The sequence below is a fragment of the Geopseudomonas sagittaria genome, assembly GCF_900115715.1.
In the GTDB taxonomy this organism is placed as follows: Bacteria; Pseudomonadota; Gammaproteobacteria; order Pseudomonadales; family Pseudomonadaceae; genus Geopseudomonas; species Geopseudomonas sagittaria.
The window spans coordinates 91,077-115,516 of sequence record NZ_FOXM01000011.1 but is presented as its reverse complement, the minus strand read 5'-3'; the positions used below and the strand labels follow the sequence as shown (position 1 = coordinate 115,516).

At 70.4% G+C, this 24,440-nt stretch carries 19 protein-coding genes and 1 pseudogene; 7 read left to right on the top strand and 13 right to left on the bottom strand.

Annotated elements, in window-relative coordinates; genetic code table 11:
- Positions 1-101 precede the first annotated feature (101 nt).
- The 13 genes and pseudogenes from BM297_RS14335 to BM297_RS14275 form a co-directional block, all read right to left on the bottom strand.
- Positions 102-596 (bottom strand): annotated as a pseudogene (locus BM297_RS14335) (cytochrome c-type biogenesis protein); the annotation flags it as partial.
- Positions 593-1,135 (bottom strand): DsbE family thiol:disulfide interchange protein, encoded by a 543-nt coding sequence (locus BM297_RS14330; RefSeq protein ID WP_092432661.1) that lies wholly within the window; start codon positions 1,133-1,135, stop codon positions 593-595. The gene BM297_RS14330 and the pseudogene BM297_RS14335, both read right to left, overlap by 4 nt.
- Positions 1,132-3,105 carry a heme lyase CcmF/NrfE family subunit gene (locus tag BM297_RS14325; protein WP_092432659.1) on the bottom strand — a complete coding sequence of 658 codons (1,974 nt, stop codon included), beginning with the start codon at positions 3,103-3,105 and terminating at the stop codon, positions 1,132-1,134. The genes BM297_RS14330 and BM297_RS14325 overlap by 4 nt, the downstream gene beginning before the upstream one ends.
- Positions 3,102-3,578 carry a cytochrome c maturation protein CcmE gene (gene ccmE / locus BM297_RS14320; RefSeq protein WP_092432657.1) on the bottom strand — a complete coding sequence of 159 codons (477 nt, stop codon included), beginning with the start codon at positions 3,576-3,578 and terminating at the stop codon, positions 3,102-3,104. The genes BM297_RS14325 and ccmE overlap by 4 nt, the downstream gene beginning before the upstream one ends.
- The gene (gene ccmD / locus BM297_RS14315; RefSeq protein WP_090310120.1) at positions 3,575-3,751 is read right to left on the bottom strand and encodes a heme exporter protein CcmD; all 177 of its coding nucleotides are present in this window, start codon (positions 3,749-3,751) and stop codon (positions 3,575-3,577) included. The genes ccmE and ccmD overlap by 4 nt, the downstream gene beginning before the upstream one ends.
- Complete coding sequence (locus BM297_RS14310) at positions 3,748-4,491, bottom strand: heme ABC transporter permease (protein WP_092432655.1); 744 nt, start codon at positions 4,489-4,491, stop codon at positions 3,748-3,750. The genes ccmD and BM297_RS14310 overlap by 4 nt, the downstream gene beginning before the upstream one ends.
- Before the next feature lie 31 nt (positions 4,492-4,522).
- Positions 4,523-5,194 carry a heme exporter protein CcmB gene (ccmB, locus tag BM297_RS14305; protein ID WP_092432653.1) on the bottom strand — a complete coding sequence of 224 codons (672 nt, stop codon included), beginning with the start codon at positions 5,192-5,194 and terminating at the stop codon, positions 4,523-4,525.
- Positions 5,187-5,882 (bottom strand): cytochrome c biogenesis heme-transporting ATPase CcmA, encoded by a 696-nt coding sequence (ccmA, locus tag BM297_RS14300; RefSeq protein WP_092432650.1) that lies wholly within the window; start codon positions 5,880-5,882, stop codon positions 5,187-5,189. The genes ccmB and ccmA overlap by 8 nt, the downstream gene beginning before the upstream one ends.
- 127 nt (positions 5,883-6,009) lie before the next feature.
- Positions 6,010-6,852, bottom strand: coding sequence for a P-loop NTPase (locus tag BM297_RS14295; RefSeq protein WP_245768262.1), 843 nt, complete (start codon positions 6,850-6,852; stop codon positions 6,010-6,012).
- 32 nt (positions 6,853-6,884) lie between these two features.
- Positions 6,885-8,357, bottom strand: a complete 1,473-nt coding sequence (locus tag BM297_RS14290; protein WP_092432648.1) for a sigma-54-dependent transcriptional regulator — start codon at positions 8,355-8,357, stop codon at positions 6,885-6,887.
- 152 nt (positions 8,358-8,509) lie between these two features.
- Positions 8,510-9,910 (bottom strand): MFS transporter, encoded by a 1,401-nt coding sequence (locus BM297_RS14285; RefSeq protein ID WP_092432646.1) that lies wholly within the window; start codon positions 9,908-9,910, stop codon positions 8,510-8,512.
- 124 nt (positions 9,911-10,034) lie between these two features.
- On the bottom strand, positions 10,035-11,378 hold the full coding sequence (locus BM297_RS14280) for a glutamine synthetase family protein (RefSeq protein WP_092432644.1): 1,344 nt from the start codon (positions 11,376-11,378) through the stop codon (positions 10,035-10,037).
- Positions 11,379-11,588: 210 nt separating this feature from the next.
- The gene (locus BM297_RS14275) at positions 11,589-16,454 is read right to left on the bottom strand and encodes an NAD-glutamate dehydrogenase (protein ID WP_092432642.1); all 4,866 of its coding nucleotides are present in this window, start codon (positions 16,452-16,454) and stop codon (positions 11,589-11,591) included.
- A 179-nt stretch (positions 16,455-16,633) separates the two neighbouring features.
- On the opposite strand from BM297_RS14275, the gene BM297_RS14270 reads away from it, so the two are divergent.
- The 7 genes from BM297_RS14270 to BM297_RS14240 all read left to right on the top strand — a co-directional run bounded on the left by BM297_RS14270 (position 16,634) and on the right by BM297_RS14240 (position 24,254).
- A complete protein-coding gene (locus BM297_RS14270) occupies positions 16,634-17,599 on the top strand; it encodes an AAA family ATPase (RefSeq protein ID WP_092432638.1) in 966 nt (321 codons plus the stop codon).
- A gap of 7 nt (positions 17,600-17,606) precedes the next feature.
- Positions 17,607-18,554, top strand: a complete 948-nt coding sequence (locus tag BM297_RS14265) for a DUF58 domain-containing protein (protein WP_092432636.1) — start codon at positions 17,607-17,609, stop codon at positions 18,552-18,554.
- The gene (locus tag BM297_RS14260; RefSeq protein WP_092432634.1) at positions 18,551-19,057 is read left to right on the top strand and encodes a DUF4381 domain-containing protein; all 507 of its coding nucleotides are present in this window, start codon (positions 18,551-18,553) and stop codon (positions 19,055-19,057) included. The genes BM297_RS14265 and BM297_RS14260 overlap by 4 nt, the downstream gene beginning before the upstream one ends.
- Complete coding sequence (locus tag BM297_RS14255; protein ID WP_092432632.1) at positions 19,050-20,060, top strand: vWA domain-containing protein; 1,011 nt, start codon at positions 19,050-19,052, stop codon at positions 20,058-20,060. The genes BM297_RS14260 and BM297_RS14255 overlap by 8 nt, the downstream gene beginning before the upstream one ends.
- On the top strand, positions 20,057-21,835 hold the full coding sequence (locus tag BM297_RS14250) for a VWA domain-containing protein (RefSeq protein WP_092432630.1): 1,779 nt from the start codon (positions 20,057-20,059) through the stop codon (positions 21,833-21,835). The genes BM297_RS14255 and BM297_RS14250 overlap by 4 nt, the downstream gene beginning before the upstream one ends.
- A 47-nt stretch (positions 21,836-21,882) precedes the next feature.
- Positions 21,883-23,520, top strand: a complete 1,638-nt coding sequence (locus BM297_RS14245) for a BatD family protein (protein WP_394328019.1) — start codon at positions 21,883-21,885, stop codon at positions 23,518-23,520.
- Positions 23,521-23,774: 254 nt separating this feature from the next.
- On the top strand, positions 23,775-24,254 hold the full coding sequence (locus BM297_RS14240; RefSeq protein WP_092432626.1) for a VOC family protein: 480 nt from the start codon (positions 23,775-23,777) through the stop codon (positions 24,252-24,254).
- Positions 24,255-24,440: the final 186 nt, after the last annotated feature.

The window sequence follows — 24,440 nt, the reverse complement described above, 5'->3', positions numbered from 1 at the left end:
GCCTTGGTGTTGTCGGCAGAACCCTGCTCGGCAGAGTTCTTGGGGACAGAGTTCTTGTGGTCAGCAGAGTTCTTGTGGTCAGAACTCTTGTGATCGGAGTTCTTCAGCAGTTGGTCGAGCCGCGCGCGCTCCTCGGCGGAAAGGTCGCTGCCCGGGTTGCCGGACGCCGCGGCCGCGCTGGGCGCAGCGGGACGGCGACGGCGCAGGACGATCAGCGCCAGCACGCCGAGGCCGCCGCCGAGCATCAGCCAGGGACCGTACCAGAGCAGCCAGGTGCGGGCGTTGACCGGCGGGTTGTAGCGCACGAAGTCGCCGTAGCGGTCGACCAGGTAGTCGACGATCTCGTCGTCGCTCTTGCCCTCGCCGAGCATGCGGTGGATCTCGCGGCGCAGGTCCATGGCGATCGGCGCATCGGAGTCGGCGATGTTCTGGTTCTGGCACTTCGGGCAGCGCAGCTCCTCGGTGAGGGTGCGGTAGCGGGCGCGGTCGCCGTCGTCCTTGAACTCGTAGGTGTCGATGGCGGCCTGGGCGCCCAGCGACAGGCTCAGGCCGAGCAGGCCCGCGGCCAGCCAACGGCTGCTCGGCAGGCGCTTCATTGGCCGGCCTCGCCGAGCAGTTCGCGGTACAGCGGCGCCAGCTGCTCGCGCCACACCCGTTCGTCGATGGCGCCGACGTACTTGTGGCGGATGATGCCGTCCTTGTCGATCAGGAAGGTCTCCGGCGCGCCGTATACACCCAGGTTGATGCCCAGGCTGCCCTGCGGGTCCTCGACGTTGAAGCGGTAGGGATTGCCCAGATCGGTCAGCCAGCGGCGTGCGGCAGCACTGTCGTCCTTGTAGTTGATCCCGTAGACCGCCACGCCCTGCCCGGCCAGCCGGTTGAGCATCTCGTGCTCGGCCCGGCAGGTCGGGCACCAGGTCGCCCAGACGTTGACCAGCGCCGGCTGGCCCTTGAAGTCGACGGTGCCCAGGGTACGCGCCGGGTCCTCCAGCGAAGGCAGGGCGAACTCGGGCAGCGGCTTGCCGATCATGGTCGAGCCGATATCCTTCGGATCCAGCGAGAGCCCCTTGTAGAGGAACCCAGCCAGCACCAGGAAGCCGACCAGCGGCAGCAACAGCAACAGACGTCGATTCATGCTTGAGCTCCAGTCATGCCCAGGGCCTCGCGGGCCTTGGCGGTCACCTTGACCCGGTAGCGACGGTCGAGGGCGGCGAGGAAGCCGCCGAAGGCCATCAGCAGGCCGCCCAGCCAGATCCAGCGGACGAACGGCTTGACGTGCAGGCGCACGGCCCAGGCGCCGTCTTCCAGCGGCTCGCCGAGGGCCACGTAGAGGTCGCGGGTGAAACCGGCGTCGATGCCGGCCTCGGTCATCGGCATCTGCTGCACCAGGTACAGGCGCTTCTCCGGATGCAGCACGGCGATCTCGCGGCCGTCCTCGATCACCCGCACGGTGGCGCGGTCGGAGCTGTAGTTGGGGCCGTCATGGTGCTTGGCGCCGTCGAAGACGAACTGGTAGCCACCGACCTCCACCGATTCGCCCGGCGCCATGCGCAGGTCACGTTCCAGGGCGTACTGGCTGGACAGCACCACGCCCAGGGCGCACACGGCGATGCCCAGGTGGGCAACCTGCATGCCCCAGTAGCTGCGCGACAGGCCGGCGATGCCCTTGACCAGGCCCTTGTGGCGGGTCTTGGCGAACAGGTCGCGCAGGCCGGCGAGCACCACCCAGGCGGCCAGCAGGCAGGTGGCCAGCACCGCCCAGTGGAAATCGCCGAACAGCCAGGCACCCAGCAGGCCGAGCGCGCCACTGGCGACCAGCACCGGCATCAGCATGCCGCCCAGCCACTGCAGCGGGGTCTCCTTCCAGCGCACCAGCACGCCGACGCCGAGGGCCAGCATCAGGATGCCCATCAGCGGCAGGAACAGCGCGTTGAAGTACGGCGGGCCGACCGACAGCTTGGCGCCGGTCAGCGCATCGAGCACCAGCGGATACAGGGTGCCGAGCAGGATCGTCGAGCAGGCCACCAGGAGGATCAGGTTGTTGGCCAGCAGCAGGGTCTCCCGCGACCACAGACCGAAGCCCACGGTGCTCTTGACCACCGGTGCGCGCAGGGCGAACAGGGTCAAGGAGCTGCCGACCACGAACAGCAGGAAGATCAGGATGAAGGTGCCGCGCTCGGGGTCGGCGGCGAAGGCGTGCACCGAGGTCAGCACCCCGGAGCGCACCAGGAAGGTACCGAGCAGGCTCAGCGAGAAGGCGGCGATGGCCAGCAGCACCGTCCAGCTCTTGAACACGCCACGCTTCTCGGTCACCGCCAGCGAGTGGATCAGCGCGGTGCCGACCAGCCAGGGCATGAACGAGGCGTTCTCCACCGGGTCCCAGAACCACCAGCCGCCCCAGCCCAGTTCGTAGTAGGCCCACCAGGAGCCGAGCACGATGCCGATGCCGAGGAAGGCCCAGGCGACGATGGTCCACGGCCGCGACCAGCGCGCCCAGGCGGCGTCGAGGCGACCGCCGAGCAGCGCCGCGATGGCGAAGGCGAAGGCCACCGAGAAGCCGACGTAGCCCATGTAGAGCATCGGCGGGTGGACGATCAGGCCGAAGTCCTGCAGCAGCGGGTTGAGGTCGCGACCATCCGCCGGTGCGTTGGGCAGCAGGCGCGCGAAGGGGTTGGAGGTGACGATCAAAAACAGCAGGAAGCCGACGCTGATCATGCCCATCACGCCGAGCACGCGGGCCAGCATGACTTCCGGCAACTGGCGGGAGAACACCGCCACCGCGAAGGTCCAGCCGGCGAGGATCAGCGCCCACAGCAGCAGCGAGCCCTCGTGGGCGCCCCACACCGCGCTGAACTTGTAGTACCAGGGCAGCGCGCTGTTGGAGTTGCTGGCCACGTAGGCCACCGAGAAGTCGTCGACCAGGAAGGCGTTGGTCAGGCAGGCGAAGGAGAACAGCAGGAACAGGAACTGCCCCCAGGCCGCCGGCTGGGCCAGGCCCATCCACAGGCGGTCGCCGCGCCAGGCGCCGACCATCGGCAGGGTCGCCTGCACCACGGCCAGGCACAGGGCGAGGATCATGGCCAGATGGCCGAGTTCGGGGATCATTGCGCTGCCTCCGTCTGGCCGGCCGCGGCAGGCATGCCGCCCGGCAACTTGCCGCTCTTCTCCAGGGCCTGGGTGACTTCCGGCGGCATGTAGTTCTCGTCGTGCTTGGCCAGCACCTCGTCGGCCACCAGCACGCCGTCCGCGTTGAGGCGGCCGAGCGCGACGATGCCCTGCCCTTCGCGGAACAGGTCGGGGAGGATGCCGCGGTAGCGGATGGTGACGTCGGCGGCGTAGTCGGTGACCACGAAGTCGACGTCCAGCGAGTCGTTGGAGCGCACCACCGAGCCTTCCTTGACCATGCCGCCGGCACGGATGCGGGCATCCAGTGGGGCCTCGCCGGCGGCGATCTGCGTCGGGTTGTAGAACAGGTTGATGTTCTGCTGCAGGGCGCTGAGCGCCAGGCCCACCGCCACACCGACGCCGACCAGCAGGCCGAGGATGATGAACAGGCGTTTCTTGCGTTGCGGATTCATGGCTTGCTCTCCCGGCGCAGACGGCGCGCCTCGTCTTGCAGGTAACGCCGGCGCGCCAGGATCGGCAGCGCCACGTTCAGGGCCAGGACCGCCAGGCTGATGCCGTAGGAGGTCCAGACGTACAGGCCATGCTTGCCCATGGCGAGGAAATCGGCGAAGGACTCGAAACTCACAGGCTGCGCTCCACTTCGGCTTTGACCCAGCTGGCCCGCGATTCGCGCTTGAGCACCTCGAGGCGCATGCGCAGCAGCAGGCTGACGGCGAAGAAGCAGTAGAAACCGAGCACCATGATCAGCAGCGGAATCCACATCTCCGGCGGCATCGCCGGCTTCTCGGTGATCTTGAAGGTCGCCGGCTGGTGCAGGGTGTTCCACCAGTCCACCGAGTACTTGATGATCGGGATGTTGATCACCCCGACGATGGCCAGCACGGCGCAGGCCTTGGCGGCGCTGTCGCGGTTGCTGATCGACTGGCCGAGGGCGATCACCCCGAAGTACAGGAACAGCAGGATCAGCATCGCGGTCAGCCGCGCATCCCACACCCACCAGGCGCCCCAGGTCGGCTTGCCCCACACCGCGCCGGTGAGCAGGGCGACGAAGGTCATCCAGGCGCCGATCGGCGCGGCGCACTGCAGGGCGACGTCGGCCAGCTTCATCTTCCACACCAGGCCGACCACCCCGGCCACCGCCAGCATGATGTAGCAGGACTGGGCGAGGATCGCCGCCGGCACGTGGATGTAGATGATCCGGAAGCTGTTGCCCTGCTGGTAGTCCGGCGGCGCGAAGGCCAGCCCCCACACCGTGCCGACGCCGAGCAGCAGCGCCGCCGCCACGCTCAGCCAGGGCAGCCAGCGGCCGCTGATCTCGTAGAACCATTTGGGCGAGCCCAGCTTGTGAAACCACGTCCAATTCATAGCAACCGCCTCGAAACTGCTGCGCGTTCTTTCATTCGCCGACACTGATTTTCAGGCCGGCGGCGATGGCAAAGGGAGTCAGGGTTACCGCCAGGGCGGTGAGGCTGGCCAGCCACAACAGCTGGCCGGCCGCCGGCAATCCTTGCAGGGCCGCCTGCAACGCCCCGCTGCCGAGAATCAGCACCGGGATGTACAGCGGCAGGATCAGCAGCGCCAGCAGCAGGCCGCCGCGCTTGAGACCGACGGTCAGCGCCGCGCCGACCGCGCCGAGCAGGCTGAGGATCGGCGTGCCGAGCAGCAAGGAGAGCAGCAGCACCGGCAGGCAGCGCGCCGGCAGGCCGAGCATCAGCGCCAGCAGGGGCGCCAGCAGGACCAGCGCCAGACCGGAAAACAGCCAGTGTGCCAGCACCTTGGCCAGCACCAGAAGGGGCAGCGGGTGCGGCGAAAGGACCCACTGTTCCAGCGAGCCGTCCTCGAAATCGCTGCGGAACAGGCCGTCCAGCGACAACAGCACGGCGAGCAGCGCGGCGACCCACACCAGCCCCGGCGACAGGGTTTCCAGCAGCTTGCTCTCCGGCCCCACGGCCAGCGGGAACAGCGCCACCACGATGGCGAAGAACACCAGCGGATTGAGCAGCTCGGCCGGGCGACGGCACAGCAGGCGCGCCTCGCGGGTCAGCAGCTGGGTGAACACGTTACTCATCGGCGGTGCTCCCGGCCTGGGCCAGGTCCAGCTCGCGGTAGCCGGCCGGCTTGCGGGTCAGCGTGTGGTGGGTAGTCAGCACCACCATGCCGCCCTGCTCGCAGTGGCGGGCCAGGTGCTCCTCGAGCTGGGCCACGCCGTGCTTGTCGAGGGCGGTGAAGGGTTCGTCGAGGACCCACAGCGGCGGCGCATCCAGGTACAGGCGCGCCAGCGCCACGCGGCGCTGCTGGCCGGCGGACAGGGTATGGCAGGGCACGTCCTCGAAGCCGCGCAGGCCGACCGCGGCCAGCGCCTGCCAGATCGCCTCGCGGCTTTCGGCGGTATGCAGGGCGCACAGCCAGGCGAGGTTCTCCTCGGGACTGAGCAGGCCCTTGATGCCGGCGGCATGGCCGACCCACAGCAGGTTGCGGGTCAGCTCGTCTCGCTGCTCGGCCAGCGGCTTGCCGGCCAGGCGGATCTCGCCTTCGGTGGGCTGCATCAGCCCGGCCAGCAGGCGCAGCAGACTGGTCTTGCCGCTGCCGTTGGGGCCGGCGATCTGCAGCATCTCGCCGGCGTGCAGGGCGAAGTCGAGCCGCTCGAACAGCATGCGCAGGTCCCGCTCGCAGGCGAGCGCAACAGCTTCGAGAAAGGGACTGGTCACTGCATGGCTACCCGTCGGCGGAGCAATCGAAAGCGGCGACCGGGGCATGCCCCAGCCAGGTCGGGGCGCATTATACATGGCGTCCCAGAGGGCCGGAGATCGTATTTTCGACAGCTTGTGACGGTCCTGAGGAGGAGCTGCGACCGACTGTCGCAGCTCCTCCTCGAGGCTGAAATCAGCCGCCGAGCCGCGGCATCGCCTGTGCGGCGATCATCTGCTCGACGAAGAACTCCAGGTGGCCGCGCGGGTTGGCCGGCAGCGGCCAGCCGTCGACCTTCTCGGCCAGGGCCGCGAAGGCCAGGGCGGCGCGGCTGCGCGGCAACACCTCGAGCAGCGGACGCTGGCGCTGCACCGCGCGGCGCAGGGCGTCGTCGAAGGGGATCGCGCCGACATAGTCCAGCACCACCCCGGCCAGCGGCTCGGTGAGACGCAGCAGGCGCTCGTGCAGCGCCCGGCCTTCCTGCTGGGCGAAGGTCATGCTGACCAGCAGGCGGAAACGGGTCATGCCGTATTGCTCGTTCAGGCGCCGCAGCAGGACCAGTGCATCGGCCTGGGCAGCCGGCTCGTCGTTGACCACCAGCAGCGCCTCGCTGGCCGCCTGCAGCATGCTCGACACGCCGAGACCGATGCCCGGCGCGGTGTCGATCAGCAGCACATCCGGCAGCTCCGCCAGCTCGCTGAAGGCGCGGATCAGGCCAGCCAGTTGCCGCGCGCTCGGCTCGGCCACCGCGCCGGGCGCGGTCGAACCGGCGATCACCTGCACGCCGCCCGGCCCGTTCAGCAGCGTATCGGCCAGGCGGCAGCGCCCGGCCAGGACGTCCTGCAGCGTGTAGCGCGGGGTCAGGCCGAGCGCGGTATCGACGTTGGGCAGGGCAAAGCTGGCATCCAGCAGCATCACCCGCCGCCCGCGCGCCGCCAGCGCCCCGGCGAGGTTGATCGCCGCCTGGGTCTTGCCGACGCCGCCCTTGCCGCTGGCGATGGCGATCACCTGCACGGGCTTGGGCAGCGCCTTGGCCAGACCCACACGCGCTCCCACAGACTGGCAGCCCACTAGAGTTCCCCTTCCTCGTCGTCGCGCCGGCCCATGCCGTACTTGCGCATCTTCTCCACCAGCGTGGTACGTCGCACCCGCAGGTGTTCGGCGGCGCGCGCCACCACGCCACCGGCATCGTCCAGCGCCTGCTGGATCAGCGAGCGCTCGAGGCTGTTCAGGTAGTCCTTGAGATCCAGGCCACCGACCGGCAGCAGCGCCGGCACATCCAGCCCCGGCAGGGTGCCTTCCGCCAGCCCCCGTGACTCGGCGACCGCGCCATAGGCGCCGTCGCTCTGCTGCGCGGTCTCGTCGTCGATATGGCGAAACTTCTTCGGCAGCTCGGCGACGCCGATCACGCCGTAGGGGTGCATGATCGCCAGGCGCTCGATCAGATTGGCCAGCTCGCGCACGTTGCCGCGCCAGTCGTGGCGGCACAACGACATCAGGGCCGCCGAGCTGAAGCGGATCGAGCCGCGCTTCTCATGCTCCAGGCGGGCGATCAGCTCGTTGATCAGCAGCGGGATATCCTCGATCCGCTCGCGCAGTGGCGGCAGCTCGATGGAGAACTGGTTGAGGCTGTAGTAGAGATCGTCGCGCAGACTGCCCTCGGCCACGCGCTGGTCCAGGTCGTGCCGGCTGGCCGCGATCACCCGCACGTCGATCGGATGCTCTTCCTCGCTGCCCAGGCGCTTGAAGCGTCCCTCCTGCAGCACACGCAGCAGGCGCACCTGCAGCTCCGCCGGCAGGTCGGCCACCTCGTCGATGTACAGCGTGCCCCCCGCCGCCAGCTCGAGGCGCCCCTTGTGGGTGGAGATGGCGCCGACGAAGGCGCCGGGCTCGTAGCCGAACAGCTCGCTCTCCACCAGCTCGGGGGCGATCGCCGTGCAACTGAACGGCACGAACGGGAACTCGCGGCGACTGGAGTGGTAATGCAGGTTGCGCGCCACCACCTCCTTGCCGGTGCCGGGCTCGCCGAGCAGCAACACGCCCGCCTCGGTGCCGGCCACCTGCTGCATCTGCTGACGCACCTGGAGGATCACCCGGCTGGTACCGACCAGACTGCGGAACAGGTTGGACTCGCGCTGCAGCCCCCGCTCGCGGGCGACGTCGAACACCTGCTGGTAGACCTGGGCGCGATGCAGCGAGTCGAGCAGCTGGTTGTAGCTCGGCGGCATGTCGAGGCGCGCCAGCACGCGGCGGCGCAACGCCTCCGGCCAGTCGGCCGTGGCCTGCTCGCCAAGCAGCAGCAGCGGCAGATTCTCCGTCTGCGTGCCCAGCTGCTTGAGCAGGCGCGGGGCGCCGCCCTTGCTGTCGACCTGGCCGAGCAGCACGCAGGACAGCTGGCGGGACTCCAGCGCTTCCAGCACGGCGGCGCAGTCGCCGCTGCCGCAACTGCTGCAGGGCTCGCCGAGAAAGTCGAAGATGACCGCCAGGTCGTGGCGACGTTGCAGGTTGTCGTCGATCAGCAGAATTCGGGATTCACGCCACATGATTGCTCGATTCGAGGCAGAAGGGGGTGCACGAAGCACCCCGTTGGCGGCATGCCCAGTGGCACGCGCACTTGAAAGGTGCACGCAGTAAAGCCAAATTCCGGAGGCGTGTCAATTTAATGACGTAGATTAAGCACCCCGCGCCAGCCGCTCTATTCTGTACCTCGCAAGCCGTCCGCAGGCAATGGTCCGGGCTGCTCGGCATCGCCGTCGGCAGCGTCCACCGCATCCGCCGCGGTGGGCTCGGCATCGGCATCGGCGTCAGGCTGCCCTCCTGCGCCGTCCGTAAACGCCTCGCCCTGCATCTGCTCCTGCACCACCGCCTCGTCGACGCGCGGGTCGAGGGCCACCGACAGCGGCGAGCCGGCCATCGCCACCGGCACGGCGACGTGCCCGAGCGGCGCCTCGTCGACCCGGTGCAGGCCGCGCACGTCCTGCGGGCGCACCCGCCAGACCAGCACCAGCGCGCAGCCACCGATGAACAGGTACAGCAAGCGGGGCACGCCGCGGCTCATCAGCTCGCCGGCCAGTAGCGGGCCGAGGCAGGCGCCGACGCCGAACACCACCAGCAGCATCGCCGACAGGGCGACGCGGCGCTCCTGCTCGACGTGGTCGTTGGACAGCGCCACCGCCAGCGGATAGAGGGCGAACAGCAGCAGGCTGACGACGAAGCCCACGACCAGCATCACCGGCAGCGGCGGCCGGGGCAGCAGCCCCAGCGGCAGCACGCTGAGCACCAGGGCCACTGCGATCAGGCGGATCAGCAGGCTGCGATCGAAGCGGTCTGACAGACGGCCGAGCGGCGCCTGCACCACCAGTCCGGCGAACACGCAGACGGTCATGAACAGACCGACCTCGCGGGTATCCAGCCCCTGGGCCTGGGCGTAGATCGGCCCCAGACCGTAGAAGGCGCCGATCGCCAGGCCGGCCATGGCCACCGTGGTCAGCGACTGCGGCACCCGGCGCAGGAAGAAGCGCGGCTCCAGCGGCGCCGGATGGAGCGGCGCGGGGTGGATACTACGGGTGGTGGCCACCGGCACCAGACACAGCGCGAAGCACAGCGCCACCATCAGCAGGGGCTGCACGTCGAGGCCGGGGCGCAGCACCAGCACCAGCTGACCGAGCGCAAGGCCCAGGTAGCTGGCCGTCATGTACATCGAGAACACCCGACCGCGCTTGCGCGGCTCGGCCCGCTCGTTGAGCCAGCTCTCCACCACCATGAACTGGCACATCATGCTCAGGCCGATCAGAAAGCGCAGCGGCAGCCAGGCGCCGATCCATTCGAGCAGGCCATGGGCGATCACCGCGGCGGTCACCACGCCGCCGGCGGCGACGTAGGCGCGCACGTGACCGACCTGGGCGATCAGCCGATGACCGAACTTGCCGCCCAGCACCAGCCCGGCGTAGTGGGCCGCCATCAGCCAGCCGGCCTGGCTGGCCGCACCCTCGGCGGCCAGGCGCAGGGCCAGGTAGGTGGTGAGCAGGCCGGAGCCGAGCAGCATCAGCAGGGTCGCGGTGTACAGCGAGGGAAAGGCGAACATCGAACGGGGCATGCATCCTCCATGGGGCAGCCGGCCAGCGCCGGCGCTTCGGCCCGCGGGCCGGTGATCCGTGACTCCCCCGCAGGCCTCGCGCGACAGTCCGGGTTGGGTTCCGACCGGCGTCAGACGCGGCGGTTCACAATTGCGGCGCCAGCACGCGCCGCTCCCAGGGGCTGACTTCCTCGAGGAAGTTGTCCAGCTCCAGGGACTTGGTCGCCAGATAGCCGTCGATGAACTCCTCGCCGAACAGCTCGCGTGCCAGCGTGCTGCGCTGCAGGCGCTGCACGGCCTCGCTCATGCTGGCGGGCAGGCGCAGGGCGTCGGGCACCTGGAACTCGCCGCGTGCCGGCGGCGCCGGCTGCAGGCCCTGCACCAGGCCGTAGAGCCCGGCGCCGAGGCTGGCGGCCAGGGCCAGGTAGGGGTTGGCGTCGGCGCCGGGCAGGCGGTTCTCTACCCGCCGCGCCTCCGGGCCGCTGGCCGGGATGCGCAGGCCGGCGGCGCGGTTGTCGTAGGACCAGCAGGCATTGTTCGGTGACGCGTAGGGGTGTGCCAGGCGGTGGAACGAGTTGACGTTGGGCGCCAGCAGCAGGGTGAAGTCGGCCAGCGCCGCCTGTTGGCCGGCGATGAAGTGGGCAAAGGCCGGCGTCGGCTCGCCCTCGGCGTCACTGAACACGTTGCGGCCGTCCGCATCGACCAGGCTCTGGTGGATGTGCATCGAACTGCCCGGCACGTTGCCCAGCGGCTTGGCCATGCACACCACGATCAGCCCGTGCTTGAGCGCCACCTCGCGCAGCAGGTGCTTGAACAAGAAGGTCTGGTCGGCCAACTGCAGGGCGTCGCCATGCAGCAGGTTGATCTCGTACTGGCTGGGTCCCATCTCGTGCATGAAGGTGTCGCGTGGCAGGCCGAGGGCGGCCATGCACTGGTAGACCTCGGCGAAGAACGGGCGCAGGCCGTGATTGGAGGCGACGGTGAAGGCCGAGGCGCCCACCTCGCGCCGCCCGTCCAGGCCCAGCGGCGGCTGGAACGGCTCGCGCGGATCGGGGTTGGGGGCGAAGACGAAGAACTCCAGCTCGGTGGCCACCACCGGCGTCAGGCCCAGCTCCGCGTAGTCCTCCAGCACCCGGCGCAGCAGGCCGCGGGTGGACAGCGCACAGGGACTGCCGTCGATTTCCAGCGCATCGCAGATGGCCAGCGCGCGCGGCGGCTCGCTCCACGGCAGGATGTGCACCTGCCGCGGATCGGCGCGCAGGGCCAGGTCGCCGTCATCGCTGCCGTAGAAGCGCGTCGGCGGATAGCCGCCCATCAGGCACTGCAGCAGCACGCCGCGCGCCAGCTGCAGACGGCGGCCTGAGAGGAAAGCCTCGACGGTCATCGTCTTGCCGCGTGGGATACCGTTGAGATCCGGCGTCACGCACTCGATCTCCTCGACCGCCGTCAAGCGCTCGGCGAACTGCAACAACTCTTCCGGGCTTTTCATCGTTTCCCTCCCTGACGCCTCGACACCGATACATGACGAACCCGTAGGGTGGGTTAGCCGCGCGGCGTAACCCGCCACGGATGCCACCAGGCATCCCCTTGCCGGCCTGGCGGCCGGTCGGTGGGTTACGGCCGGCAGCCTAACCCACCCTACGCCCCTCGATCGTGCAGAATCTCTCACCAGCCGTGCACAATTTCAACCACTCTCGCCCTACGGGATTCCCGCCCCCGCCTGCGTACTCTGCGCCAGATCCTGCAGTTCGCGGTTGGCCACCGCGTACACCGCGTAGTCGCTGGCACTGGCGGCGCGCAGCTCGGCGAGCAGGTTGCGCCAGCGCGCCACCAGCGGCTGGTTCTGGGCCAGCCACAGGGTCAGGCGGTTGTCGATTTCCAGCGGCCCGTCGGCCATCTGCAGGACCGCGATGGTGATCGCCCGCTGCTGCCAGTCGAGGTCGTCACGCAGCGACTCGCGGGCCAGCGCCTGCCAGTTGTTCTCCACCGGCAGGGCGTTGAGCTGCTGCAGGTACCAGCCCAGTTCCAGCTCGGCGCCGACGCCGAAGTAGCAGGCGGCCACGCGCATCGGCGGCTGCCCGGTGACATCGGCCGCCTCGATGATCGGCAGCAGGGTGTACAGGTGACTGCAGCCGGCCAGCCGCCGGGCCAGCTCGGCCGGCACGCCGGCTTGCGCCAGCTCCTCGCGGCGCAGCTGACAGGCCTCGCGGGCCGGGCCCTCGAGCAGCTCCTCGAGGTTCGCGGTCAGCTCCCTGACGCAGGGCGCAAAGTGCGCGACGTCGCGCGCCAGGTCCAGCTCGCTGCGACGGTTGCGCAGCAACCAGCGGGTGGCGCGCCGCCCCAGGCGCATCAGCTCCTCCATCAGCCCCAGCTGCAGCTCGGCGTCGACCCGGTAGTCGAGCGCCTCGATCTGCTGCCAGTAGTACGGCAGGTCGAAAAGGTCGCGCACCACCACCCAGCCGCCGGCGATGTGCGCCGCCGACAGCCCGGTGGACTCGTTGAGGCGCTGCACGAAGGTCACCCCCATGTGATCGACCAGGTCGTTGGCGATCCGTGTGCTGACGATCTCGCGGCGCAGGCGGTGGTGCTCCAGGGCCGTGACGAAACGCTGCACCAGCGGCGGCGGGAAGGCCTCGTGCAGCTCCTCGCACAGGTAGGCGTCGTCCACCAGCAGCGAATGCAGCAACGACTCCTTGAGGTCGAACTTGCTGTAGGACAGCAGCAGCGCCAGCTCCGGGCGGGTCAGCGCCTGGCCCTGCGCGGCCCGCGCGTTCAGCTCGTCGTCGGCGGGGAGGAACTCCAGGGCGCGATCGAGACGACCGCGGCTTTCCAGATCAAGCATCAGCCGGCGGAACTCGCCGATCCGGCCGCGGGCATGCCGCTGCGCCAGCGACAGGGCCTGGGCCTGCCGGTAGCTGGTGGTCAGCACCAGCGTCGCCACCGCCTCGGTCATCTCGCGCAGCAGCGTGTTGCGCTGCTGCAGGGTCAGCTCGCCGGCGCGCACCACCTCGCCGAGGAGGATCTTGATGTTGACCTCGTGGTCGGAGCAGGTCACCCCGCCGGCATTGTCGATGAAGTCGGTGTTGCAGGCGCCGCCGTGCAGGCAGTATTCGACCCGCCCGAGCGGGGTCAGGCCGAGGTTGCCGCCCTCGCCCACCACCTTGCAGCGCAGCTCGCGACCGTCCACGCGCAGGGCGTCGTTGGCCTTGTCGCCGACCTCCATGTGGCTCTCGCGGCTGGACTTGACGTAGGTGCCGATGCCGCCGTTCCACAGCAGGTCCACCGGCGCGCGCAGCAGGGCGCTGATCAGCTCGTTGGGCGCCAGCCGCTCGGCGTCGATGGCCAGCCGCGCGCGCACTTCGGGACTGATCTCGATGCTCTTGGCGCTGCGCGCAAACACCCCGCCGCCGGGCGAGATCAGCGCGGCGTCGTAGTCCGTCCAGCTCGAACGCGGCAGCGCGAACAGGCGCTGGCGCTCGGCGAAGCTGGTCGCCGGGTCGGGATCGGGATCGAGGAAGATGTGCTGGTGGTTGAAGGCGCCGATCAGTTGCAGCTGCTCCGAGCGCAGCAGGCCGTTGCCGAACACGTCGCCGGCCATGTCGCCGATGCCGACCACGCTGATGCGCTCGCGCTGCACGTCGATGCCGCGCTCGCGGAAATGCCGCTGCACGCCGACCCAGGCGCCGCGCGCGGTGATGCCCATGCCCTTGTGGTCGTAGCCGGCCGAGCCACCGGAGGCGAAGGCATCGCCGAGCCAGAAGCCGTAGTCGGCGGCCAGCGCGTTGGCGATGTCGGAGAAGCTGGCGGTACCCTTGTCCGCCGCCACCACCAGGTAGGGGTCGTCGTCGTCGTGGCGCACCACCTGCGGCGGCGGCACCACCAGGCCGTCCTTGAGGTTGTCGGTGAGGTCGAGCAGGCCGCTGATGAACAGCCGGTAGCAGGCGATCGCCTCGGCCTGGATCTCGTCGCGCGTGCCGCCCGCCGGCAGGCGCCGCGGCACGAAGCCGCCCTTGGCGCCGACCGGCACGATCACCGCATTCTTCACCTGCTGGGCCTTGACCAGGCCGAGCACCTCGGTGCGGTAGTCCTCCTCGCGGTCCGACCAGCGCAGGCCGCCGCGCGCCACCTTGCCGCCGCGCAGATGCACGCCCTCGACCCGGGGCGAGTAGACGAAGATCTCGTAGCGCGGCACCGGCCGCGGCATCTCGGCGATCTGCTGCGGGTCGAGCTTGAAGCTGAAGTAGTCCTTGGCGCCGCCGTCGGCCGCGCTCTGGTAGAAGTTGCTGCGCAGGGTGGCGCGGATCAGTTCCAGGTAGCGGCGCAGGATGCGGTCCTCGTTGAGCACCTGGACCTGCTCCAGGGCACCGAGGATGGCCTGCTCCAGACGCTGCTGCTTGTCGACCAGCGCCTCGGCGGACAGCTTGCGCGCCAGGTAGAAGCGGGTCTTGAACAGGCGCACCAGTTCGCGGGCGATGTCGGCGTGATTGTTCAGGGTCGCCGCGATGTAGCCGAGATCGAAGCCCAGGCGGATCTGCTTGAGATAGCGCCCGTAGGCGCGCAGCAGCGCCGCCTCGCGCCAGGGCAGGCCGGCGTTGAGCACCAGGCGATTGAAGCCGTCATTCTCCGCCGCGCCGCGGACGATATGGATGAAGGCGTCCTGCAGGGTGTCGTTGAGCTGCTGCAGATCGACGCTGAGCCCCTCGGCGTAGGTGAAGCTGTAGTCGTGGATCCAGAACTCGCGGCCGTCCTGACGGCACAGGCGGAAGGGATACTCGCCGTACACCCGCAGGCCGAGGTTCTCGAGGATCGGCAGCAGGTCCGACAGCGGCAGCGGCGCGCCGGCATGGTAGATCTTGCAGTGCAGCAGCGCATCGTGCTGCAGCGACGGCTGGTAGAAACTCATCACCAGCGGCCGCTCGGCCGACAGACTGAGCAGATGGCGCAGGTCGACCACCGCCAGATGCGGTTCGAAGCGCTCGCGGTAGCCGGCCGGAAAACCGCCGGCGAAGCTGGCCAGCAGGTCGGTGCCCTGGGCCTCGCCGAAGCTTTCCACCACCAGGCTGGCGCACTCGTCCTGCCAGCTGCGACAGGCCTGGATCACCTCCTGCTCGAGGCGGTGCAGGTCGACGCTCGCCGGCTGATGCGGATCGACGCGCAGGATGAACTGCACGCGCGCCAGCACCGACTCGGAGAACCAGGTCCAGAACTCGCAGTCGCTGGCGGCCAGGCGCTGGCGCAGCACCCGTTCGATCTTCAGGCGGGTTTCGGTGGAATAGATCTCGCGCGGCACGTAGACCAGGCAGTAGCAGAAATGCCCGTAGGGGTCGCGGCGCAGGAACAAGCGCAGGCGGTTGCGCTCCTGGATCTGCACGATGGCCACCGCGGTGGTGCACAGCTCCTCGACCGGGGTCTGGAACAGATCGTCGCGCGGCAGCACCTCGAGCACCCGGTGCAGGCTGCGCCCCAGGTGGGTGAGCGGATCGAAGCCGGAACGGCGGATCACCTCGGCCACCTTGTCGCGCACGCTGGGAATGCGCCGCGCACTCTCGCTGTACACCGTGGAGGTATACAGGCCCATGAAGCGACACTCGCGCAGCAGCTGGCCGTCGGCGGCGAACTGGCGCAGCGACACGTAGTCCGGGTAGGCGGCGCGATGCACCCGCCCCGGCTGGTCGGCCTTGGCGAACGACAGCAGGCAGGGCGCGCGTAGCCAGGCCAGGGCCTGTGGCGACACCCAGCGCTGCGCCGCCGGCAGTTCGTGGCGCAGGCGCCGCGACAGGCCGAGCAGCGAGTCCTCGTCGTAGACGATCAGCCCGCTGCAATCGGCCTGCGCCTCGACGTGGAACTCCTCGTAGCCGAGGAAGGTGAAGTGCTCGTCCAGCAGCCAGTCGAGGAAGGCGCGCACTTCGGCGCAGTCCTGCGCCGCTACCGCCGCGCAGGCCGGCTCCAGGCTTGCCCGCAGCGCCTCCACCCGCGCGCGCATCGGCGCAAAGTCGCTCACCGCCAGGCGCACCTCGGCGAGCACCTCGTGCAGCGCCTTGACCAGCATGTGCTGTTCGCCGGCACTGGCGCAGCGGTCGATTTCCAGGCTGATCAACGCCTCGCGGCCGGCGCCGGTGTCCGGCGCGCCCGGCGCGAGCAGCTCGAGCAGCCCGCCCTGGGCGTCGCGGCGCAGGCCGAGCACGCAGCTCTGCAGGCTGTGGATGGTGTGTCCGCGGCGGCGCAGCTCCAGCTGCAGCGAGTCGACCAGGAACGGCATGTCGGCATGCAGCACCTGCAGCACGCTGTGCGGCGACTGCCAGCCGTCGCGCTCGTAGTCGGGACTGAACAGGTGCACCTGGGCGGCCGCCGGATCGAAGCGACCGAGCAGCCGCCAGGCCGACAGGCAGCAACCGGCCAGATCGGCCAGGCGCCGCTCGCCCAGCTCGTCGAGCGCCACGCTGGCGAAGAACTGCCGGGCGAACAGCGCCACCTGCGCCAAACCGGCTTCGCCGACCTGGCGCTCGAGCAAGACCTGCAGCTGGCGATGGAAGTCGTCCCGGTCCGCTGCGCTGAAAAAGCCCATGACCACGCTCCGATGCTCCGATGCTCCGATGACTGTGCCGATACGGCTGCGCGCGGCACGCAACAATTCACGCTGCCGACACAACCCCTCAACACAAGTTAGTCGAGCCGGGGGCAGATGCATTAAAGTTGATCCCCCGTCCGGCCCGAAAAGCCGGCCATTGCCTGCCGAGCCCCGACATGCCCCATCGTGACGCGCTGATCGCCCTGCGCCAGTACCTCTCCAGCCAGATCCTCGGCCAGGAAAAGCTGGTCGAACGCCTGCTGATCGCCCTGCTCGCCGACGGCCACCTGCTGGTCGAGGGCGCCCCGGGGCTGGCCAAGACCAAGGCGATCAAGGACCTGGCCGCCGGCCTGGAAGCCGAGTTCCACCGCATCCAGTTCACCCCCGACCTGCTGCCGGCGGACATCACCGGCACCGAGATCTACCGCCCGGAAACCGCCAGCTTCGTGTTCCAACAGGGACCGATCTTCCACCACCTGGTGCTGGCCGACGAGATCAACCGCGCCCCGGCCAAGGTGCAGTCGGCGCTGCTCGAGGCGATGGCCGAGCGCCAGGTGAGCATCGGCCGCAGCACCTACAACCTGCCGCCGCTGTTCCTGGTGATGGCCACGCAGAACCCGATCGAGCAGGAAGGCACCTATCCGCTGCCCGAGGCGCAGCTCGACCGCTTCCTGATGCACGTGAAGATCGGCTTTCCGGACGCCGCGGTGGAGCGCAAGATTCTCCACCAGGCGCGCGGCGAGGCAGTCAGCGGCGAGACCCAGCCGGAGCCCGAGCAGCGGGTCAGCCAGGAAGCGATCTTCGCCGCGCGCAAGGAAATCCTCGGCCTGTACATGGCCGACGCGGTGGAGGAGTACCTGATCCAGCTGATCATGGCCACCCGCACGCCGGCGCGCTTCGACGCCGAGTTGGCCGAGTGGATCTCCTGGGGCGCCAGCCCGCGCGGCTCGATCGCCCTCGACCGCTGCGCGCGCGCCCACGCCTGGCTGGCCGGGCGCGACTTCGTCAGCCCCGAGGACATCCAGGCGGTGCTGTTCGACGTGCTGCGCCACCGCATCATCCTGTCGTTCGAGGCGGAGGCCGCCGGCATCGACCAGGATCGCGTGATCCAGCGCATCCTCGACCTGGTCGCGGTCGCCTGAGCCCGCCATGCATACCGACACGCTGCTGCCGGGGGTGATGGTCAGCCTCGCCGAACTGCTGGAGATGCGCCACCGTCTCAACGAGGTGCAACTGTTCTCCACCGGTCTGCGGCGCAGCCCGCTGATCGGCCTGCACCACTCGAAGCTGCGCGGCCGCGGCGTCGACTTCGACCAGGTGCGCGTCTACCAGGCCGGCGACGACGTGCGCAACATCGACTGGCGGGTCACCGCGCGCACCCAGGAGCCGCACACCAAGCTGTTCCACGAGGAACGCGAGCGTCCGGTGTTCCTGCTCATAGAGCAGAGCCCGCGGCTGTTCTTCGGCAGCGGCCTGTGCTTCAAGTCGGTGCTCGCCGCGCGGATCGCCGCGCTGTTCGGCTGGGCCGCGCTGGCGCACAACGACCGCATCGGCGGCGTGGTGTTCGACGACAGCCATTGCACCGAAGTGCGCCCGCGACGCAGCAAGCAGAGCCTGCTGCAGCTGCTCGGCCGCCTGGTCAAGGCCAACCAGGCGCTGGCCACGCCCGGCGCGGCCGAAGCGAGCGGCGACGGCCTCGGCCTGGCCCTGCGTCGCGCCCGCGAGGTGCTGCGCCCGGGCAGCCTGGTGCTGGTGATCTGCGACGAACGGACCCTGGTCGAGAGCAGCGAGCAGCAGTGCGCCCTGCTCGCCCGCCACTGCGACCTGATCCTGCTGCCGCTGTCCGACCCGCTCGACCTCGCCCTGCCGGCCGCCGGCCTACTGCGCTTTGCCGATGCCCATGCGCGCCTCGAACTGGACACCGGCGATGCCGCGCTGCGCCAGACCTGGCGCGTGCGCGGCGAACAGCGCCAGCAACGCTGGCAGCGCATGGCGAAGAAGCTCGGCGTGCTGCTGCTGCCGCTGAGCACCCAGCGCGACCTGATCGAGCAACTGCGCGAGCACATGCTGCCGCAGCATGAGGGGCAACAGGCATGAACCCGCTGGAACAGCTGGCCGCGCCGATTGCGCCGCCGCCGCCCGGCTTCTGGCCGCCGGCGCCCGGCTGGTGGCTGCTGGCCGCCGTGCTGCTGGCCGCGCTGGTGCTGCTCTGGCTACAGCGCCGCCGTCTGCGCGCCTGGTGGCAGCAGCGCGAGGCCGCGCCGCCGGCCAGCGACGTGCTCGACCCGCAGCGCCAGGCCGCACTCGACGAACTGCAGCGCCTGCCGCGTCCCTACGACCGTGCCCCGGCCGGCCCCTGGCTGCAGGCGATCAATGCCCTGCTCAAGCGCCTGTGCCGCGTCCACTATCCCGACAGCCACAGCCATACCCTCAGCGGGCGGGCCTGGCTGGCGTTTCTCGACAACCGCTGCCCGGCCGCCGGCCTGACCCGCTGGATGATCCTGGTGGAAGGCACCTACCGCGCCGACTGCCGGCTCGACGACAAGGCGATCAACGGCCTGCAGCAGGCCGTGGAAACCTGGATCCGCAAGCATGCTTGAACTCGCCTGGCCCTGGGTCTTCCTGCTCCTGCCGCTGCCCTGGCTGCTGCGCCTGCTGCTGCCGCCGGCCGACAGCGGCGAGGCGGCGCTCAAGGTGAGCTTTCTCGACGAGCTGGAAAGCCTCGCCGGACGCCGTGCCCGCCCGCGCCTGCCGGGCTGGCGGCGCCAGGCGCCGTTCACCCTGCTCTGGCTGCTGCTGCTGCTCGCCGCGGCGCGTCCGCAGTGGCTGGGCGAACCGCTGCCGCTGCCCTCGAGCGGGCGCGACCTGCTGCTGGCGGTGGATGTCTCCGGCTCCATGGACTATCGCGACATGCAGTGGCAGGGCGAACTGGTCAGCCGCCTGACCCTGGTGCAGCGGCTGCTCGGCGAGTTCATCGAGGGCCGCACCGGGGACCGCATCGGCCTGATCCTGTTCGGCAGCCAGGCCTACCTGCAGACGCCGCTGACCTTCGACCGCCACAGCGTGCGCAGCTGGCTGGACGAGGCAGTGGTCGGCATCGCCGGCAAGAACACCGCGATCGGCGACGCCATCGGTCTGGCGATCAAGCGCCTGCGCCTGCGCCCGGCCGACAGCCGGGTGCTGATCCTGATCACCGACGGCGCCAACACTGGCGGCGAGGTGGCACCGCTGACCGCCGCGCGCCTGGCCGCCGGCGAGCGGGTGCGCATCCACACCATCGGCATCGGCGCCGATGCCGACCAGGCCGGCGCGATGGGCCTCTACGGCCTCAACCCCGGCCTCGACCTCGACGAGCCGCTGCTGCGCGAGCTGGCCGCGCTCACCGGCGGCGAATACTTCCGCGCCCGCTCGCAGGACGAGCTGCGCAGCATCGCCGCCACCCTCGATCGCCTGGAGCCGGCGGCCCAGGCGCCCACCACGGTCTACCAGGTCAGCCCGCTGTACGCCTGGCCGCTGGCCGCGGCCGTGCTGCTCAGCCTGCTGCTGGTCGCCCACGAACTGTGGCCACAGTCGCCGCTGCGCCTGCGCCGGAGGCAGCCATGAGCGAGCTGCTGCCTCATCTGGCCCGCCCCGCCTGGCTGTTGCTGCTGCCGCTGTGCGGCTGGCTGCTCTGGCGCCTGTGGCACCGCGAGCGCCGCCTCGGCCGCTGGCAGGCGCTGCTGCCGGCGGCGTTCCAGCCCTGGCTGCTGCAGGGCGGCCGCCACCGGCAGAGCCGCCTGGCCTGGCTGCTGCTCGGCCTGGCCTGGTTGCTGGCCCTGCTGGCGCTGATCGGCCCCGGCTGGCAACGCCTCGAACAGCCGGCGCAGCTGCGCAGCGACCCGCTGGTGGCGATCGTCGAACTGACCCCGCAGATGCTCGCCGCCGACCTGGCGCCCAATCGTCTGGAGCACGCCCGGCGCAAGCTGCTCGACCTGCTCGCCGCACGCGGCGCGGCGCAGACCGCCATCGTCGTCTACGCCGGCAGTGCCCATGTGCTGGTGCCGCTGTCCGACGACCTGGCCACCGCGCAGAACCTGCTGAGCGCCCTGACCCCGACGCTGATGCCCGAGCCCGGCCAGCGTGCCGATCTGGCCGTGCAGCGTGCCCTCGCCCTGCTCGACCAGGGCGCCAATGGCCACGGCCGCCTGCTGCTGCTCAGCGGCGCCCTCGACGCCGCCGAGCAGAGCGGCATCCGCGCCGCCCTGGAGGAGCGCGACAACCCGCTGCTGCTGCTCGGCGTCGGCACGCCTGCCGGCGCCCCGGTGCCCCTGGAGGATGGCGGCTTCCTCCGCGATGCCGCCGGCAGCATCGTCCTGCCGCGGCTGCACGGCGAGCAGCTGGCGGCCTTCGCCGCCAGTCTGGGCGGTGGCTACAGTCCCCTGCGCCTCGACGATGGCGACCTGGCCGACCTCGGCCTGCTGGGCAGTCGTGGCGCCCGCCGCGAAGCGGCCGACACCCTGCAGCCGCTGGCCGCCTGGGCCGACCAGGGCCACTGGCTGCTGCTGCCGCTGCTCCTGCTGGCCGCCTGTGCCGGCCGCCGCGGCTGGCTGTTCGCCCTCACAGCCCTGCTGATCAGCCCGCCACCGGCCATGGCCCTGGACTTCGCCGACCTGTGGTGGCGCAGCGACCAGCAAGGCCAGCGCCTGCTCGAGGCCGGGCGCCCGGCCGAGGCCGCGCAGCGCTTCAGCGACCCGCAATGGCGCGGCCTGGCCCTCTACCGGGCCGGCGACTATGCCGCCGCGGCCGAAGCCTTCGCCCAGGGCGCAGACGCCGCCGCCCACTACAACCGCGGCAACGCCCTGGCCCTCGGCGGCGAGCTGGCCGGCGCACTGGATGCCTACGAGCAGGCGTTGCGCGAGGATCCGCAGCTGGAGGCGGCACGCCACAACCGCGAGCTGGTCGCGCAACTGCTGCACAGCCGCGAGCAGGCCGCCGCGCAGGCCGCGGCCGATAGCGCGCGTCAGCAGCCCGGCGACGCCACGGAGTCCGCCGGCGAGCGCGGCTCTCCCAGTCAGAGCCGCAGCCCGAGCCCCGACCAGCACAGTCCGGAGCAGACGCCCAGCGAGCGCGCGCGCGAAGAGCTCGCGGCGGCCCAGGACACCTCCGCGGCCAGCGTGCCGGCCAGTGACGCCACGCCAGCCGGCGGCGAGCAGCAGGCCCCGCCGGCCGACCCCGCCAGCCCGCCGCCCAGCGAGCGCGACGCGGCTCAGCGCGCCCAGCGCGGCGAGCAGCGCCAGGCCCTGGAGCAATGGCTGCGCCAGATCCCCGACGACCCCGCCGAACTGCTGCGCCGCAAGTTCTGGTACGAGCAGCAACAGCGGCAGGAAAACCCCCGATGAGCGCCTCCATGCACACCCCGGCCCCGACCCCGCGCCCCCGCCGCTGGCTGCGCGCCCTGCTCTGCCTGGTGGCGGCATGCACCCTGCCGATCGCCAGCCAGGCCGCCGAACTGCAGGCGCGGGTCGACCGCAACGCGCTGGCGGTGGGCGAAATCGTCGAGCTGACCCTGGAGAGCGACGACCCGATCCTGTTCGGCCGCCCCGACCTGACGCCTCTCGAGGAACAGTTCGAGATCCTCGACACCCGCCTGCTGACCCGCCAGGGTGATGACGACGAGCCGGGCAACCTCAACAGCCGACTGGTCATCGGCCTGCAGCCGCGCGTGGCCGGGCAGCTGCAGATCCCCTCGCTGCAGATCGGCGAGGCGCGCTCGCCGGCCATCGTCCTGCAGGTCAGCGAGGCCAGGCCGGTCGCCGCCGAGCACGCCCTGGCGCCGGTCTTCGTCGACGCCCAGCTCGATCAGGACAGCGTCTACGTGCAGGCCCAGGCCATCCTCACCCTGAGCGTCTACCACTCGCTGGCGCTGTACGACGACAGCCGCCTGAGCCCGCTGGAGATCGCCGAGGCACGCGTGGAGCCGCTGGGTCCGCAGCGTACCTACGAGACCCTGATCGGCGGCGTGCGCCACGGCGTGATCGAAACGCGCTATGCGCTGTTTCCCCAGCGGAGCGGCGAGCTGACGATCCCCGCCCTGCTGTTCAGTGCCACCGCCCTCGATCCGGACGCGGCCAGCCAGCAGCCATTCGGTCCGCGCAGCGGGCGGCCGGTGGAAGTGCGCTCGCCGCCGCTGACCCTGCGGGTCAAGCCCAAGCCGGCCGACTACCCGGCCGGCGCGCCCTGGCTGCCGGCGCGGGTGCTGAACCTGAGCGAGCACTGGAGCCCGGAGCCGGACCAGGTCCAGGTCGGCGAATCGCTGACCCGCAGCCTGCTGATCCGCGCCGAGGGGCTGGCCAGCTCGCAGCTGCCGCTGCTGGAAACCCCGGTGCAGGAGCGCTGGCTGCGCCGCTATCCGGAACAACCACGGCTGAGCAACCGCAACGGCGCCTTCGGCCTGATCGGCAGCCGCGAGGAAAGCAGCGCGCTGGTGCCGACCGTGGCCGGACGCATCGAGCTGCCGGCGCTGGAGGTGGTGTGGTGGAACACCGTCGAGGATCGCCTGATGCACAGCCGGCTGCCGGCCCGCAGCCTCGAGGTGGCGGACAACCCGGCACTGGTGGTGGATGCCACGCCCGTAATGCCCAGCACCCCGGTGGCAGTCGGCGTGCGCCTGTGGCCGTGGCAGCTGGCCACTGCCATCTTCGCCCTGACCACCCTGCTCGGCTTCGGCCTGTGGTGGCGCGCGCGGCGCCTGCCGGCGGTGATCCGCGCCGCGGTCAGCGGCCCCAGCCCGCGCACCCTGCAGGACGACCTGCGCCGCGCCTGCCAGAGCAACGATCCCCACGCCACCCGCCAGGCGCTGGACGCCTGGGCGCGCCAGCAGCCGGAAACCCTCGCCGACATGGCCGCGCGCTACGTGCCGCTGTCCGACGCCCTCGACGGCCTCAACGGCGCGCTGTACAGCGAAACCGGCCACTCCTGGCAGGGCGAGGCGCTGTGGCAGGCCGTCGGCAGCCTGCCACCCGCCCACCACCTCGCCAACGGCGAGCCGCCGTCCGGCTCGCTGCCGCCGCTGTATCCGCGCTGAGCCCTGCGCGGCAGGCGCCGCGCGGCCCCAGTGCACCCCGCGACAAAGCCCGGGCCTGCATCAGCAAGTCCGGGGGCGGCGACTTTCCAACGGTCATGACCTCTCGCTGCTTCCAACAACCAGAGATCTGTCCGCGCAACGCGATCGTCGACCTGCGGCTGTCGCTGGTCACCTACGGGGCGGCCAACGCGCTGATCAGCCCAAACTCGGCTAGCCTTCGTGAGTCAACCACCGCTCACCCGTTGGAGACGAGCATGGCCAGCAAGAACACGATCTGCCTCTGGTACGACGGCACCGCAGCGGACGCAGCGAAGTTCTACGCCGAGACCTTTCCGGACAGCGCCGTGGGAGCCATCATTCGCGCGCCCGGCGACTATCCTGCCGGCAAGCAGGACGATGTCCTGGTGGTCGAGTTCACCGTGCTGGGCATTCCTTGCATGGGCCTCAACGGCGGCCCGGGGATCAAGCACAACGAGGCGTTCTCATTCCAGGTTGCCACCGACGACCAAGCCGAAACCGACCGCCTGTGGCATGCCATCGTTGGCAACGGCGGCCAGGAAAGCGAATGCGGCTGGTGCAAGGACAAGTGGGGGGTTTGGTGGCAGATCACCCCACGCGTCCTCATGGAGGCGCTGGCCGATCCCGATCGTGCGGCGGCCAAGCGCGCATTCGAGGCGATGATGCAGATGGGAAAGATCGACATCGCCACAATCGAAGCGGCTCGGCGCGGCTGACGCGCGGCGGGGGCTGCTTGCGCCTGCCGCGAACGGCCCATCGGGTCGTCGGCCGCCGGCCTTCATATGTCCTGAATTGCTCAGGCCTTGCGACAACGGCTGCCGTCACACACCTCGCCAACGGCGAACCGCCGTCCGGTTCTCTGCCGCCGCTGTATCCGCGCTGAACCCCGCGCGGCAGGCGCC

Bases quoted from the DNA above. Each gene is read 5' to 3' on its own strand.
- BM297_RS14330 (WP_092432661.1), bottom strand. From the start codon at position 1,135: ATGAATCGACGTCTGTTGCTGTTGCTGCCGCTGGTCGGCTTCCTGGTG.
- BM297_RS14325 (WP_092432659.1), bottom strand. From the start codon at position 3,105: ATGATCCCCGAACTCGGCCATCTGGCCATGATCCTCGCCCTGTGCCTG.
- ccmE (WP_092432657.1), bottom strand. From the start codon at position 3,578: ATGAATCCGCAACGCAAGAAACGCCTGTTCATCATCCTCGGCCTGCTG.
- BM297_RS14310 (WP_092432655.1), bottom strand. From the start codon at position 4,491: ATGAATTGGACGTGGTTTCACAAGCTGGGCTCGCCCAAATGGTTCTAC.
- ccmB (WP_092432653.1), bottom strand. From the start codon at position 5,194: ATGAGTAACGTGTTCACCCAGCTGCTGACCCGCGAGGCGCGCCTGCTG.
- ccmA (WP_092432650.1), bottom strand. From the start codon at position 5,882: ATGCCCCGGTCGCCGCTTTCGATTGCTCCGCCGACGGGTAGCCATGCA.
- BM297_RS14290 (WP_092432648.1), bottom strand. From the start codon at position 8,357: ATGTGGCGTGAATCCCGAATTCTGCTGATCGACGACAACCTGCAACGT.
- BM297_RS14285 (WP_092432646.1), bottom strand. From the start codon at position 9,910: ATGCCCCGTTCGATGTTCGCCTTTCCCTCGCTGTACACCGCGACCCTG.
- BM297_RS14280 (WP_092432644.1), bottom strand. From the start codon at position 11,378: ATGAAAAGCCCGGAAGAGTTGTTGCAGTTCGCCGAGCGCTTGACGGCG.
- BM297_RS14275 (WP_092432642.1), bottom strand. From the start codon at position 16,454: ATGGGCTTTTTCAGCGCAGCGGACCGGGACGACTTCCATCGCCAGCTG.
- BM297_RS14270 (WP_092432638.1), top strand. From the start codon at position 16,634: ATGCCCCATCGTGACGCGCTGATCGCCCTGCGCCAGTACCTCTCCAGC.
- BM297_RS14265 (WP_092432636.1), top strand. From the start codon at position 17,607: ATGCATACCGACACGCTGCTGCCGGGGGTGATGGTCAGCCTCGCCGAA.
- BM297_RS14260 (WP_092432634.1), top strand. From the start codon at position 18,551: ATGAACCCGCTGGAACAGCTGGCCGCGCCGATTGCGCCGCCGCCGCCC.
- BM297_RS14255 (WP_092432632.1), top strand. From the start codon at position 19,050: ATGCTTGAACTCGCCTGGCCCTGGGTCTTCCTGCTCCTGCCGCTGCCC.
- BM297_RS14250 (WP_092432630.1), top strand. From the start codon at position 20,057: ATGAGCGAGCTGCTGCCTCATCTGGCCCGCCCCGCCTGGCTGTTGCTG.
- BM297_RS14240 (WP_092432626.1), top strand. From the start codon at position 23,775: ATGGCCAGCAAGAACACGATCTGCCTCTGGTACGACGGCACCGCAGCG.